Annotated in this window: 12 protein-coding genes; 3 read left to right on the forward strand and 9 right to left on the reverse strand. The window is 50.5% G+C overall.

Going from position 1 to position 14,300, the window contains the following annotated elements; genetic code table 11:
• Position 1: 1 nt before the first annotated feature.
• On the forward strand, positions 2-1,951 hold the full coding sequence (locus OH31_RS00190) for an alpha-amylase family protein (protein WP_024929131.1): 1,950 nt from the start codon (positions 2-4) through the stop codon (positions 1,949-1,951).
• Positions 1,952-1,977: 26 nt separating this feature from the next.
• Positions 1,978-2,853: a mechanosensitive ion channel family protein gene (locus OH31_RS00195; protein WP_024929132.1), complete on the forward strand. Its 876-nt coding sequence runs from the start codon at positions 1,978-1,980 to the stop codon at positions 2,851-2,853.
• Between the two features lie 45 nt (positions 2,854-2,898).
• Here OH31_RS00195 and OH31_RS00200 read toward each other — a convergent pair whose 3' ends face one another.
• The 5 genes from OH31_RS00200 to rlmE all read right to left on the reverse strand — a co-directional run bounded on the left by OH31_RS00200 (position 2,899) and on the right by rlmE (position 8,402).
• A complete protein-coding gene (locus OH31_RS00200; RefSeq protein WP_024929133.1) occupies positions 2,899-3,396 on the reverse strand; it encodes a hypothetical protein in 498 nt (165 codons plus the stop codon).
• A 16-nt stretch (positions 3,397-3,412) separates the two neighbouring features.
• Positions 3,413-4,765, reverse strand: a complete 1,353-nt coding sequence (glmM, locus tag OH31_RS00205) for a phosphoglucosamine mutase (protein WP_024929134.1) — start codon at positions 4,763-4,765, stop codon at positions 3,413-3,415.
• 40 nt (positions 4,766-4,805) lie between these two features.
• Complete coding sequence (folP, locus tag OH31_RS00210; protein WP_024929135.1) at positions 4,806-5,630, reverse strand: dihydropteroate synthase; 825 nt, start codon at positions 5,628-5,630, stop codon at positions 4,806-4,808.
• A gap of 93 nt (positions 5,631-5,723) precedes the next feature.
• A complete protein-coding gene (gene ftsH, locus OH31_RS00215; protein ID WP_019882768.1) occupies positions 5,724-7,634 on the reverse strand; it encodes an ATP-dependent zinc metalloprotease FtsH in 1,911 nt (636 codons plus the stop codon).
• Between the two features lie 147 nt (positions 7,635-7,781).
• Entirely contained in the window at positions 7,782-8,402 is a 621-nt protein-coding gene (rlmE, locus tag OH31_RS00220; RefSeq protein WP_024929136.1) for a 23S rRNA (uridine(2552)-2'-O)-methyltransferase RlmE, read from the reverse strand.
• A gap of 55 nt (positions 8,403-8,457) precedes the next feature.
• Here rlmE and yhbY point away from each other — a divergent pair, with 55 nt between their 5' ends.
• Positions 8,458-8,766, forward strand: coding sequence for a ribosome assembly RNA-binding protein YhbY (gene yhbY / locus OH31_RS00225; RefSeq protein WP_019882771.1), 309 nt, complete (start codon positions 8,458-8,460; stop codon positions 8,764-8,766).
• 78 nt (positions 8,767-8,844) lie between these two features.
• Here the strand turns inward: yhbY and OH31_RS00230 are convergent, their stop codons facing one another.
• From OH31_RS00230 to carA, 4 genes are all read right to left on the reverse strand, one after another.
• A complete protein-coding gene (locus OH31_RS00230; protein ID WP_024929137.1) occupies positions 8,845-9,300 on the reverse strand; it encodes a DUF4149 domain-containing protein in 456 nt (151 codons plus the stop codon).
• 12 nt (positions 9,301-9,312) lie between these two features.
• Positions 9,313-9,795, reverse strand: coding sequence for a transcription elongation factor GreA (greA, locus tag OH31_RS00235; protein WP_019882774.1), 483 nt, complete (start codon positions 9,793-9,795; stop codon positions 9,313-9,315).
• 107 nt (positions 9,796-9,902) lie between these two features.
• A complete protein-coding gene (gene carB / locus OH31_RS00240) occupies positions 9,903-13,118 on the reverse strand; it encodes a carbamoyl-phosphate synthase large subunit (RefSeq protein ID WP_024929138.1) in 3,216 nt (1,071 codons plus the stop codon).
• The gene (carA, locus tag OH31_RS00245; RefSeq protein ID WP_024929139.1) at positions 13,118-14,257 is read right to left on the reverse strand and encodes a glutamine-hydrolyzing carbamoyl-phosphate synthase small subunit; all 1,140 of its coding nucleotides are present in this window, start codon (positions 14,255-14,257) and stop codon (positions 13,118-13,120) included. Before carA ends, carB begins: the two co-directional genes overlap by 1 nt.
• Positions 14,258-14,300: the final 43 nt, after the last annotated feature.

Here is a 14,300-nt window from a genome sequence, read left to right on the forward strand (position 1 = left end):
TATGTATGAGCAAATCTCGCATTCTTTGCTGAATGACATCCTGACACAATGTAAACAACCCAAAGGCGAAGATTGGCAGCATTTTTATACACGGCTGGGCGCCAACTTTTATGCGATTCACTCGCTGTTTCAACACTTATATGGCCAGCGCGAAGACTTTAAAGCCCAACTGGGCAGGCTGGTCACCGTGCTGACGCAGCAATACGCGCAGCGGGCAGCGCATTTAAGAGCCAAAGATCTGGAGCGCGAAAAAAACCATGACTGGTTTATGCAACAAAAGTGGGTAGGCATGGCCATGTATTGCCAGGGCTTTGCCGGCAACCTGGCCAATATGCGCGAAAAACTACCTTACCTGCAAGAGCTGGGCATTAACCTGGTGCATATTTTGCCGATTTGTGACTGCCCGGAGCAACAGAATGATGGCGGCTACGCGGTGCGTGATTTCAGGCAAGTCGACGCGCGCAACGGCAGCATGGCAGACCTCGAACAGCTAATCGCAGCGATGCAACAATCCGACATGTTGCTAACACTGGACGTGGTGGTCAACCACACCTCGGATGAACATGCCTGGGCGAAACAGGCCAAGCTTGGCGATCAGCAGTATCAGGATTATTACTATATGTACCCTGACCGTACCATTCCAGATATGTTCGAGGCCGCCATGCCCGAAGTGTTTCCTGAAAATGCGCCGGGCAGTTTTACCTTGAATCCTGACACCGGTAAATGGGTGATGACGGTGTTCAACCAATATCAATGGGACCTCAATTACAGCAACCCGGCGGTCCTGATCGAAATGGTAGACATCATTTTATTCTGGGCTAATAAGGGCGTGGATATTCTGCGCCTAGATGCCGTGGCGTTTCTGTGGAAGAAAATAGGCAGTAGCTGCCAGAATGAGCGCGAGGCACACCTGATTCTGCAATTGCTCAAGGACTGTTGCCAGGTCACCGCGCCCGGGGTCATTTTTATTGCCGAAGCGATTGTGGCGCCGATAGAAATCATCAAGTATTTTGGCGAAGACGCCATTAACGCCAAAGAGTGTGAGATCGCCTATAACGCCACCTTTATGGCGCTGTTATGGGACGCGGTTGCCACCAAACAAACCGTGCTACTCACCAGGGGGGTAGAAGACTTGCCAGAGAAACTGGACCGCGCCACCTGGCTCAATTACGTGCGCTGCCACGATGATATCGGCCTGGGCTTTAGCGACCGGGCCATTATTGCCGCCGGGTTTGAACCCGTCTCGCACCGCCGCTTCCTGGTGGATTATTACACCGGCCATTACCCGGAGTCCAATGCCCGTGGCTTTGCTTTTGGCGTCAATAAAAAAACCGGCGATGCCAGAATTTCAGGTGCCCTCGCTTCACTGGCCGGGCTGGAATCCGCACTCGCCAATCAGGACCAAGCTGCGATAGACAACGCTGTCCTCACTATCGTCTTGCTGCACAACCTGATCATGTCGTTTGGTGGTATCCCGCTACTTTATTATGGCGACGCGGTCGGCACCTTGAATAATGACAGCTACCTGCAAGATGAGAACAAAATGCATGATAACCGCTGGGTACACAGGCCAACGCTGGATTGGGAGGTATTGGCGCTCAAGAATGAAGCAGGCACCGTGCAACAGCGCCTGTTCAGCCGAATCAAGCAACTCATTGCTATCCGCAAGGAAATTTCGGCGTTTGCCGACTTAAACAATCGCGAACTGATCGCACTTGATCATCCACATTTATTCGCTTTTTACCGCTATGTGCAAACCGGCATGCACCCCAAAGTCGTGGTGATTGCCAATTTCGATACGGCCCCCCAAAGCGCTCCCTTGCAGGTATTCAGGCAAAAAGGCTTGTTTAAAACCCCGGTATTGACTGAGCTATATAGCGGTCAAACGCTGCCTACTGATAAAGACAGCATAGAAATCCCCCCCTTAACCGCTTACTGGTTATCGACTTAAATCAATCGAAAGGAATGTGAAACACAATGTCTTGGCTTACTTATTTCGGGATCGAAAATCCGACTGAAATGCTGGCTCTGGTTAAAACCCTGCTCCGTATTTTTGTCATTGTCGGCGTCGCCTATTTTCTCAATCGCTTAAGCAAACAACTGATTGTGAAACTCAGGGATAAATTGAACGCAAGAAGCGCAGACAATATTGAAGAGATTAAACGCCTGAATACACTCAGCATGGTGTTACGTTACATCGTCACCACCGTCATTCTGGCCATTACCATCGTCGAAATCTTACATGAATTAGGCATCTCCATCGCACCCGTGCTGGCGGCAGCGGGCGTGGTCGGCCTGGCGGTCGGCTTTGGTGCGCAAAGCCTGGTCAAGGATTATTTTAATGGCTTTTTTCTGTTGCTGGAAAACCAGATCCGTAAAGATGATGTGGTCGAGATTGCCAATAAATCAGGCCTGGTGGAAGAAATTACACTCCGTTATATCAAGATGCGTGATTACGAAGGCAATGTACATTATGTGCCCAATGGCCAGATCACCACTGTGACTAACCGCTCACGCGATTTTGCCTATGCGGTGATGGATATCCGGGTGGGCTATGACGAAAATATCGCCAAGGTGATGCAAATCATGCACGAGGTCGGTGCCAGCATTCTGCAAGATGCGCAATTGCAGGACAAAGTACTGGATAAACTGGATATTGCCGGCGTAGACAACCTGGCGGAATCTGCCGTGATTATCCGCTGCCGCATGAAGGTTCGACCTTTGGAACAATGGACCATCAAGCGTGAATATTTAAAACGGATTAAAAACGCATTCGATGCGCAGCAGATTGAAATTCCATTTCCACACCTCACTGTCTACCAGGGCCCAGCGACTGAACCGCTGGCTGCTTAATAAAAAAGCGGGCACGATTGGCCTACCATTACAGGGCCCGCCTTTTTATGGCCGCTGAGCTTGCCGTTTTTGCTTGTAACGGTAGGCCAGCAGAATGAGGATACCGGCCACATTCGGCCACCAGATATACCAGTGAGACCAGGGAATACCGTCCACTTTGAAGTCAGAGATCGGCCAGAACATTGGCGTGGCAAAGTATTGCAGGCTATGAAATGGAAAGTCCAGCGTAATATGGAACGGCCAGGCCAGCATGGCGAACGCAATATCCTTGCGCCATATTGCCACCAGGCCAATCACGGCAAAGGCAATGACAAAACTATGGCCAACGGTGTAGGCCGGATAAATCCAGGCGGGCAATGTAGCCAGTGCAGGCTTGCCGAAGCTGTAATTGCCTTCTATCACGCGCAATAACAACAAGGCACCGAAAGAAATCAGGTCAGGCATGGCTCCCATCAGGGCAGCGAATTTGGGGTACGTGGGTCGAGCATTCTTGCGAAAGCCAAACAGGCCATAACCCCATAAAGCGTGACTAAAGGTGTCCATGCATATCTCCGAAAAATTAAGCAGCCAGTTGGCGGATGACCTCGGCAAGCTGTTCTGCCTGTGATTGCACCAGCCCCTGGTTTAAGCCTTCAACCATGACGCGGATTTTGGGTTCGGTGCCAGAAGCGCGTAGTAACACGCGGCCTTCACCATTAAGGGTGGTTTCCGCCTGTTTAACAGCGGTTTGCACCGCATCCTGGTTCAAATCCAGCTTTTGTTTGGTGGTGACATTAATCAGCACTTGCGGATATAAGGTCAAATCAGCGCCCAGTTGTTGTAACGTTTTACCGCTTTCGCGCACCGATTGCAGCACTTGCAACGCCGCAATAATGGCATCGCCACTGGTATGTTTATCCAGCGTGAGAATATGGCCGGAATTTTCGCCACCCAGTTTCCAGTTTTTATCTTGCAATAACTCCAGCACATAACGATCGCCCACTTTGGCGCGGCCAAACGGAATCTGGTGTTTTTGCAGCGCATGCTCCAGTGCCAGGTTGGTCATGAGCGTGCCCGCCACACCGCCTTTAAGTTTGCCTTTGGCATATAGGCCCATGGCGATGATATACAGCAACTGGTCGCCATCCAGCAGATTCCCGGCGCCATCTACCATCATCACACGGTCACCATCACCGTCAAAGGCAATGCCAAGGTCTGCCTGGTGCTCAACCACGGCTTTTTGCAACGCCTGCGGATGCGTGGAACCCACGCCCTCATTAATATTGAGGCCATCCGGCTGGTTGCCAATGGCAATCACATCGGCGCCTAGCTCATGGAATACCGGCGGTGCCACGTGGTAAGTCGCGCCATGCGCGCAATCCAACACGATTTTGAGTCCACGCAAGTCGAGATGGTTAGGGAAGGTACTTTTACAGAACTCTACATAGCGGCCAGCGGCATCATCGACGCGCTTGGCCTTGCCTAATTGCGCCGACTCCATGACTTGCATGGGTTTAGCTAATTCGGCTTCAATCGCATGCTCAATATCATCTGGCAACTTGGTGCCCTGTGCAGAGAAGAACTTGATGCCGTTATCGTAATACGGGTTATGCGAAGCTGAAATCACGATGCCGGCCTGTGCACGCAAGGCACGCGTCAGGTAAGCCACGGCAGGCGTTGGCATGGGGCCGGTAAGCAACACATCCACACCGGCAGCAGACAAGCCGGCTTCCAGTGAAGCCTCCAGCATATAGCCAGAAATACGCGTATCTTTACCAATCAGCACCGTCGGGCGTTTACCCGCGGGCAAGTGCTCGTGGCTCGCCAAGACACGCCCAGCGGCATAGCCCAGCTTCATCACAAATTCCGGGGTGATCACGGATTCGCCCACGCGACCACGAATACCATCGGTGCCAAAATACTGTTTACTCATCGCTCTTATCCTTCTCTTGCTTGTTCTTTTGTCTGTTTGTTTACTGCAACGCTGCCACGACCTTGAGTGCTTCAACGGTCGCTTTGACATCATGCACGCGTAATAAATGCGCACCTTGCATGGCACTGATCACCGCCGCTGCCACACTGGCATGCAGGCGCGCATCGACATCATTACCAGTCATTTGTCCCAAGACTGACTTACGTGACAATCCAACCAGTAAGGGGCAATGTAGATCCAGCAACTGTGGCAAGGCTTTAGCCAATGCAATATTGTGCGCCCGAGTTTTACCAAAACCAAAGCCGGGGTCTAGCATAATGCGATGCTGCGCAATGCCCGCCGTCAGGCATGCATCTCTCTGCTCGCGTAAAAACTGTTTTACTTCAGCGACCACATCATCATAGTGTGGCTCTAGCTGCATGGTTTGCGGCGTACCCTGCATATGCATAATACAGACACCGGCATGGCTATTAGCCACCGCTTCCAAGGCTCCTTTTTCCTGTAATCCACGGATGTCATTCACAATGCTGGCACCAGCGGCAATCGCGGCACGCATGACCTCCGGTTTATAGGTATCTATCGAAATGGGGACAGGGATATCACGCGCAACCAATGCTTCAATCACCGGGATCACACGTTGCAGTTCTTCTGCCAGCGGTACTGGCGTCGCATTCGGGCGCGTCGATTCGCCGCCAATATCAAGTACCGCAGCGCCCTGCTCTATCAAGGCCAGGGCATGAGCAACGGCGAAATCAACCTGGTTAAACTGGCCGCCATCTGAAAAAGAGTCTGGCGTGACATTGATAATCCCCATGACCTTGGGCGTATCCAAATCGAGGCGAAAGCGGCCACAGTGAAATTGCATGTGTGATTGATTTCCCAAAAAATAAAGGCTGGCAAATGCCAGCCTTGTTATTTTAACTGAAAGCCCGGTTGCAAAATACCCGGTTAATCAATGTTAGGTATTACTTTCAGTATCATCGCCTTTAGCCGTTGGTTGTGGCGTCGGGTTCACCATCGGACCTGTGCCGCTGCCACCAGAGCTGATGGTTGGGCCATTTTTAGGCTTAGGCGCACGCACTGGCAAACCAGCCATAATGTCATTCACCTGATCTGCATCAATGGTTTCAAACTCCATCAGGGCTTTAGTCATGGCTTCAACCTTGTCGCGGTTATCTTCCAGCAATTTACGCGCAATGCCATATTGCTCATCCAGAATGCGACGGATTTCAGCATCGACCTTTTGCTGCGTCGCTTCAGACACAGTACGGGAAGACATATTGCCCATCCATGAATCCTGCTCGCTACCGGCATACACCATGGTGCCTAAACTATCCGACATACCAAACTTGGTCACCATATCGCGCGCCATTTTGGTGGCACGTTCAAAGTCGTTTGACGCGCCCGTAGACATTTGGTGCATGAAAATTTCTTCGGCAATACGGCCACCAAACAGAATCGAAATATCTTCCAGCATTTTGTCTTTGTAGTTGCTGATGCGGTCGTGCTCAGGCAACTGCCAGGTCAGGCCCAAAGCCCAGCCACGCGGCATAATTGTCACTTTGTGCACAGGATCCGCTTTTGGCAACAACTTGGCCACGACAGCATGGCCGGATTCATGATAAGCCGTATTCAAACGCTCTTCTTCACGCATCACCATAGACTTGCGCTCAGGGCCCATGAAGATTTTGTCTTTGGCATCTTCAAAGTCCTGCATATCCACCGTGCGCTTGTTGCGACGTGCTGCAAATAGCGCAGCTTCGTTGACCAGGTTAGCCAGGTCAGCACCACTAAAGCCTGGTGTACCACGCGCCAGAATATCCGCTCTGACATCTGGATCACTCGGCACTTTGCGCATATGCACGTTTAAGATCTGTTCGCGACCCTTGATGTCAGGCAGGCCAACCATCACTTGGCGGTCAAAACGACCTGGACGTAATAGCGCTTTATCCAGCACATCAGCACGGTTAGTCGCGGCAATCACAATCACGCCGGAGTTTGCCTCAAAGCCATCCATCTCAACCAGCATCTGGTTCAGGGTTTGCTCACGCTCATCGTTACCACCACCAGTACCCGCACCACGATGGCGACCTACCGCGTCGATCTCGTCAATAAACACGATACAAGGTGAGTTTTTCTTGGCGGTTTCAAACATGTCACGCACACGCGCAGCACCTACACCGACAAACATTTCTACAAAGTCTGAACCGGAGATACTGAAGAAAGGCACTTTGGCTTCACCGGCAATCGCGCGTGCCAGCAAGGTTTTACCAGTCCCTGGCGGGCCAACCATCAATACACCACGTGGAATACGGCCGCCCAGCTTCTGGAACTTGCTCGGGTCTTTGAGGAACTCAACCAGTTCAGCAACTTCTTCTTTAGCTTCATCACAACCCGCTACATCAGCAAAGGTGGTGCTATTGTTAGACTCGTCCAATTGACGTGCTTTGCTTTTGCCAAACGAGAATGGACCACCGCCCTTGCCACCACCTTGCATCTGGCGCATAAAGAAAATCCAGACGCCAATCAGTAGCACCATCGGGAACCAGGAGACAAAAATACTCATGAGCATAGACTCATGCTCTTCCGGCTTGGCTTCAACAATCACGTTATTTTTCAGCAGATCGGACACCAGCCATGGGTCTGAAGGCGTGAAGGTATCGTAGTTTTTACCTTCATTGGTCGTCACATGCAATGAACGGCCATCAATCTGGACTTTTGCAACACGGCCATCTCTGACCTCTTGCATAAATTGTGAGTAAACCACCTGACCACTACTTCTGCCGGTGCCGGTAAATTGATTAAATACCGTCATCAGCAACAAGGCGATCGCTACCCAAATCGCGATATTTTTCAATAGATTATTCAAGGTGGTTCCTTAATTTAAAATCGAAAGGCAGGGAGGTCCCTATCTGGAACAATGGAGGCAAAACCAAACTTTTCAAGCCTTTAATGGCATTGTATACCCAATTTTTTGCTTATGCGACGAAAACTAAACGCTGAAAAGCATTGCAATTCAAGCTTTACGTTGCAAGCCCAGCAAATAAACTTCACTGCTGCGATCACGTGAGGCTTTGGGTTTACGTGTCACTACTTTTTCAAATTGACCACGCATTTGTTTCACAATTTCGTCAAATCCGCTGCCAATAAACACTTTGACCAGAATATTGCCACCTGGTTTCAGCCATTGTTGACAAAAATCCAGCGCCAGCTCGGTCAGGTAGGTCGCGCCCGCCTGATCAACATCTTTCAAACCACTCATATTCGGTGCCATATCAGCAATGACCAGATCGACAGGTTTGCCATTGAGTGAAGCTTCCAACTGCTGCAGTACCTCTTGTTCACGAAAGTCGCCACAAATAAACTCCACGCCAGGAATCGGATGCATGTCCAGAATATCCAGCGCAATCACGCGTCCCTGCCCTTTAATGCGCTGTACCGCCACCTGCGACCAGCTACCTGGCGTAGAACCCAGGTCTACCACCGTCATACCTGGTTTGATCAATTTGTCCTTGTCGTCGATTTCCAGCAATTTATAGGCAGCGCGTGCACGATAGCCGTCTTTTTGCGCGCGTTTCACGAACTCGTCGTTCAAGTGTTCCTGCATCCAGGCTTTACTGGTTTTAGAGGGTTTCATAGGGGGAATTCCTGCTTCATGCTAAAATACTGATTGTTTTCAAGGAAATTTTTGCATGCAATTAAACAGCAAACAAATCGCTTATTTACGTGGCTTGGCACACAATTTAAACCCGGTGGTCATGTTAGGCAACAATGGCCTCACCGATGCCGTGTTAAAAGAAATTGATGTCAGCCTCAATGCCCACGAACTGATTAAAGTACAAGTGGCCGGTGATGATCGCGAACTACGCAAATCATTGCTGACTGATATCGCGGATAAAACCAATGCGATTGCCGTACACCACATTGGCAAACAGCTGGTGTTTTACCGCGCCAGCGAAACGGTGAAAGCCTCGGCCAAGATCGTGATTCCAAAGCTGTAAAATGACAGATGTAAAATCACGGCTCTAAAAGGTCATCAATAAAAAACGCGCTACTGAAAGCGCGTTTTTTATTTGCCTCTAGCTGGATTTAATCACCAGCCAGACACCTAGCAAACATTCCACCAAGTAAGCAATGCTAGCAATGCCGTGCCAGGTTTTAAAACGGCTGGCAAATACACTTTGCATCACATCATTCGGCAAAGCGCTTGCCTTCAATTGCGCCAGCAGCGGCTGAATGCCAAATTCACCAATCAGCACCAGTACCCACATCAGGAAGACCACCCAGAACAAGCCTTGTTTGAACGCAGAGAAGCCATCATTTGCCAGGCGCTGTATCAGCAACCATAAGCCACTCGCCAAGCCAATATAGCTGACAATGCTAAACAGTTTTCCAGCCACCAGACCTGCCAATTGGCGATCTGGAATGGTTTGGAACAAAACACTGGCGGTGATGGCCGTCATCCATAATGCGCCCACCCACGCTGTCAATAACAGCGGATTCATCCAACCTGTGAGTCCTGCTTGTTTGGCCATGGCCGTGCACTCCTAAATATAGAGCACTTCAATAATTTCGTACTCTTTGACGCCGCCTGGTGATTGTACTTCAACCACTTCGCCTTCAGACTTGCCAATCAGGCCACGCGCAATCGGTGAGCTGACAGAAATCTTGCCGTTTTTAATATCCGCTTCATCTTCACCAACGATCTGGTAGGTTTTGGCATCACCAGAATCCAGGTCTTCAAAACGCACAGTGGCACCAAACACTACGCGGCCTTCCGCGTTCAACATGGTTGGATCAATCACTTGCAAGTTAGATAACTTGGCTTCCAGTTCGGAGATACGGCCTTCGATAAAGCTTTGACGCTCTTTGGCAGATTCGTATTCAGCATTCTCAGACAAGTCACCCTGTGCACGCGCTTCAGCAATCGCCTGAATGATATTAGGGCGATCTACCGCACGCAAACGTTGTAATTCTTCTTTGAGCAATTCTGCACCAAGCACGGTCACAGGAATTTGATGTACTGCCATGTTGAAATACCTTCAAAAAATAAGTATAAAAAAAATAAACCACACCCGAAAGAGCGTGGCTTATTTCAAATATCAATTACGTCTATGCAATTGAACTTAAGTGTAAGTTAAGCCAGGCGTTTGTGCAAGTCCTGCACTGAGTAGACATTCATGTCCTTGCTTTGCGCCATGCCGATACAAGCGGCGCGTGCACCAGCCAGGGTCGTGTAATACGTGACCTTGTTTTGCAGCGCGCTGCGACGAATCTCGTAAGAATCCGTAATGGCTTTCTTGTCCTCAGTCACATTGACAATCAAACTGATCTCATCGTTCTTGATCATGTCGACAATATGCGGGCGACCTTCGGCCACTTTGTTCACAGGAGACACGTCCAGACCTTGCTGTGACAAGGCACGTGCGGTGCCTTTAGTCGCCACCAGGGTAAAGCCAAGTTTGACCAGATCTTTGGCAATGTCGATCACTTTTGCGTGGTCTTCGTTGCGCACACTGATAAACGCCTTGCCGCCAGTAGGCATTTTCACAGAAGCACCCAGTTGCGACTTCACAAATGCTTCAGCAAACGTCGTGCCTACGCCCATGACTTCGCCAGTCGACTTCATTTCCGGCCCCAGAATAGTATCTACACCCGGGAACTTGATGAAGGGGAACACGGCTTCTTTCACTGAGTAATAAGGTGGCACGACTTCTTTGGTGACACCTTGTGATTTCAGTGATTGACCCGCCATGCAACGCGCGGCAATTTTCGCCAGTTGCAAACCACAGGCTTTGGATACGAACGGCACTGTGCGCGATGCACGCGGGTTAACTTCCAGCACGTAGACCACTTCACCCTGTTCGGTATTTTGCACCGCAAACTGCACGTTCATCAGGCCTTTAACGCCCAAGGCTTTGGCCATTTGTACGGTTTGTTTGCGCAGCTCATCCTGCAGGCTGTCACTCAGGCTATAAGGGGGCAATGAACAGGCGGAGTCACCAGAGTGCACGCCGGCTTGTTCCACGTGCTGCATGATACCGCCGATGAGTACATCTTCACCGTCACTCAATGCATCAACGTCAACTTCAATCGCGTCATTGAGGAAACGATCCAGCAATACCGGAGATTCGTTAGAGACTTTTACCGCCTCACGCATATAGCGCTCAAGCTGGCTTTGCTCATGCACGATTTCCATGGCGCGACCACCCAATACGTAAGAAGGACGCACCACCAATGGGTAACCAATCTCCATCGCCAGGCGAATCGCCTCTTCTGGCGCACGCGCAGTACGGTTAGGTGGTTGCTTCAGATTGAGGGTATGCAACATTTGCTGGAAACGCTCACGGTCTTCCGCACGGTCAATCGCGTCTGGCGTGGTACCGATGATAGGCACACCAGCCTTTTCCAGGTCACGTGCCAATTTCAATGGCGTTTGGCCACCATATTGCACAATCACACCGACCGGTTTTTCGATATTAACGATTTCCAGTACGTCTTCCAGCGTCACTGGCTCGAAATACAAACGGTCAGACGTATCGTAATCGGTAGAAACTGTCTCCGGGTTGCAGTTCACCATAATGGTTTCATAACCATCTTCGCGCATGGCGAAGGCCGCATGTACGCAGCAATAGTCAAACTCAATACCCTGGCCAATACGGTTAGGACCACCGCCCAATACCATGATCTTTTTGTTATTGGTTGGCTGTGATTCGCACTCTTCTTCATAAGTGGAATACATATACGCTGTATTGGTCGCAAATTCAGCGGCACAGGTGTCCACGCGTTTGTAGACTGGGCGCACATTCAGTGCCTGACGGAACGCACGCACCGCGTGCTGATCCGTGTTCAGCAATTTAGCCAAGCGGCGGTCAGAGAAGCCTTTACGCTTCAGGCTGAACAGCGTTTCCTTGTTCAAATCTGCCAATGACTTCACCGACAGCGACAGTTCCAGCTTGATGATTTCTTCAATCTGTACCAGGAACCAGCGATCGATTTTTGTGATGTCGAAAATCTCGGCAACACTCATGCCCAGGCGGAAAGCATCCGCCACATACCAGATACGCTCAGGGCCAGGCTCACCCATTTCCTTGACAATGCGGTCTTTATCATCGGTCACAGAATCCAGGCCATCAACGCCCACTTCCAGGCCACGCAAGGCTTTCTGGAAAGATTCCTGGAAGCTACGTCCCATGGCCATCACTTCACCCACAGACTTCATCTGCGTAGTTAAACGGCTGTCAGCTTGCGGGAATTTCTCGAAAGCGAAACGCGGCACTTTGGTCACCACGTAGTCAATCGAAGGCTCAAACGAAGCTGGCGTCTGACCACCCGTAATTTCATTACGCAATTCATCCAGTGTAAAACCCACGGCCAATTTGGCGGCCACTTTGGCAATCGGGAAACCGGTGGCTTTGGAAGCTAGCGCAGATGAGCGCGACACACGCGGGTTCATCTCAATCACGATCATGCGGCCATCGTCCGGGTTGATGGCGAATTGCACGTTGGAACCGCCAGTATCGACACCGATTTCACGCAGCACTGCCAAAGAGGCATTACGCATGATCTGGTATTCTTTGTCGCTCAAGGTTTGCGCTGGCGCCACGGTGATACTGTCACCCGTGTGCACACCCATCGGGTCCAGGTTTTCAATCGAGCAGATGATGATACAGTTGTCCGCTTTGTCGCGAACCACTTCCATCTCATACTCTTTCCAACCCAACAGTGACTCTTCAATCAGCAATTCGTTGGTAGGTGAGGCATCCAGGCCACGCTCGCAAATGGCGATAAACTCTTCGCGGTTATAAGCAATCCCGCCGCCGCTGCCACCCATGGTGAATGAAGGGCGGATAATTGCCGGGTAACCAATCGTTGCCTGCACTTGCAAGGCTTCTTCCAGGCTATGCGCAATGGCAGAACGTGCAGAACCCAGACCGATTTTGGTCATGGCTTCTTTAAATTTCTGGCGGTCTTCCGCTTTATCAATGGCTTCTTTAGAAGCACCAATCAGCTCAACATTGAATTTTTGCAAGACGCCATGCTTGTCCAAGTCCAACGCACAGTTGAGTGCAGTTTGGCCGCCCATGGTTGGCAGCAAAGCATCAGGACGCTCTTTCTCGATGATCTTTTCCACCATCTGCCAGGTGATTGGCTCGATGTAAGTTGCGTCGGCCATTTCCGGGTCGGTCATGATGGTCGCCGGATTGGAGTTCACCAGAATGACGCGGTAACCTTCTTCACGCAAAGCCTTACAGGCTTGCGCACCTGAATAGTCGAACTCACAGGCCTGCCCAATGACAATGGGACCGGCACCGATAATCAGAATACTTTTAATGTCAGTTCTTTTTGCCATTAGATGGACTTTCTTTCTTGCATTAACTGGATAAAGCGGTCGAACAACACGCTCATTTCTTGCGGACCCGGGCTGGCTTCAGGGTGACCCTGGAAGCTGAATGCTGGTTTGTCCGTACGCGCAATGCCTTGCAGACTGCCATCAAACAAAGACACATGTGTCACTTTGACATTGGCTGGCAAGGTCGCAGGATCGGCGGCAAAACCATGGTTCTGGCTGGTGATATAGACACGCTTGCTGTCCACATCCTGCACTGGATGGTTAGCGCCGTGGTGACCAAATTTCATCTTCAATGTTTTGGCACCGCTGGCAAGGGCCAGCAATTGGTGGCCCAAGCAAATACCAAACGTTGGGATACCAGTATCAACCAGTGTTTTAATCGCGCTAATCGCGTAATCACATGGCTCTGGGTCGCCGGGGCCGTTAGACAGGAAAATACCATCAGGCTGATAAGCCAAGGCTTGCTCTGCTGTCGCCTGTGCTGGCAACACCGTGACCTTACAGCCTCGCGAGACCAGCATGCGCAGAATGTTGCGTTTCACACCGTAGTCAAACGCGACCACGTGGAACTGTGACTCAGCCTTTTTACTGAAGCCTGCGCCTAATTGCCACTCGGCCTCAGTAAACTCGTAAGGCTGGGTACAGCTCACCACTTTGGCCAGGTCCATGCCAGCCAGACCGGGGAAGCCATTCGCCAAGGCCAGTGCCTGCGCTTCATCGACAGACTCACCAGCCATAATACAGCCAGCCTGAGCGCCTTTTTCACGCAGAATACGGGTCAGTTTGCGGGTATCGATATCAGCAAGTGCCACCACATTGTTGGCCTTGAGATAATCAGAGAGATTTTGTTCACTGCGGAAATTGCTTTCCAATAAGGGCAAGTCACGAATAATCAGACCCGCAGCATAGACTTTGCCTGACTCGACATCTTCACTATTGGTACCGTAGTTACCAATGTGCGGATAAGTCAGTGTCACAATTTGTTCGGTATAGGAAGGATCGGTAAGAATTTCCTGATAACCGGTGATGGAAGTGTTAAACACCACCTCACCGACCGTATGACCGGAAGCGCCAATGCTAATGCCCTTAAAAACAGTTCCATCTGCTAACACTAAAATCGCTGGAATTGTTTTTGACACCTTTAGCTCCTTAAGTTTGATACGAAACACATCGTTTAGAGGG

Source organism: Methylophilus sp. OH31, assembly GCF_000576615.1.
GTDB lineage: Bacteria > Pseudomonadota > Gammaproteobacteria > Burkholderiales > Methylophilaceae > Methylophilus.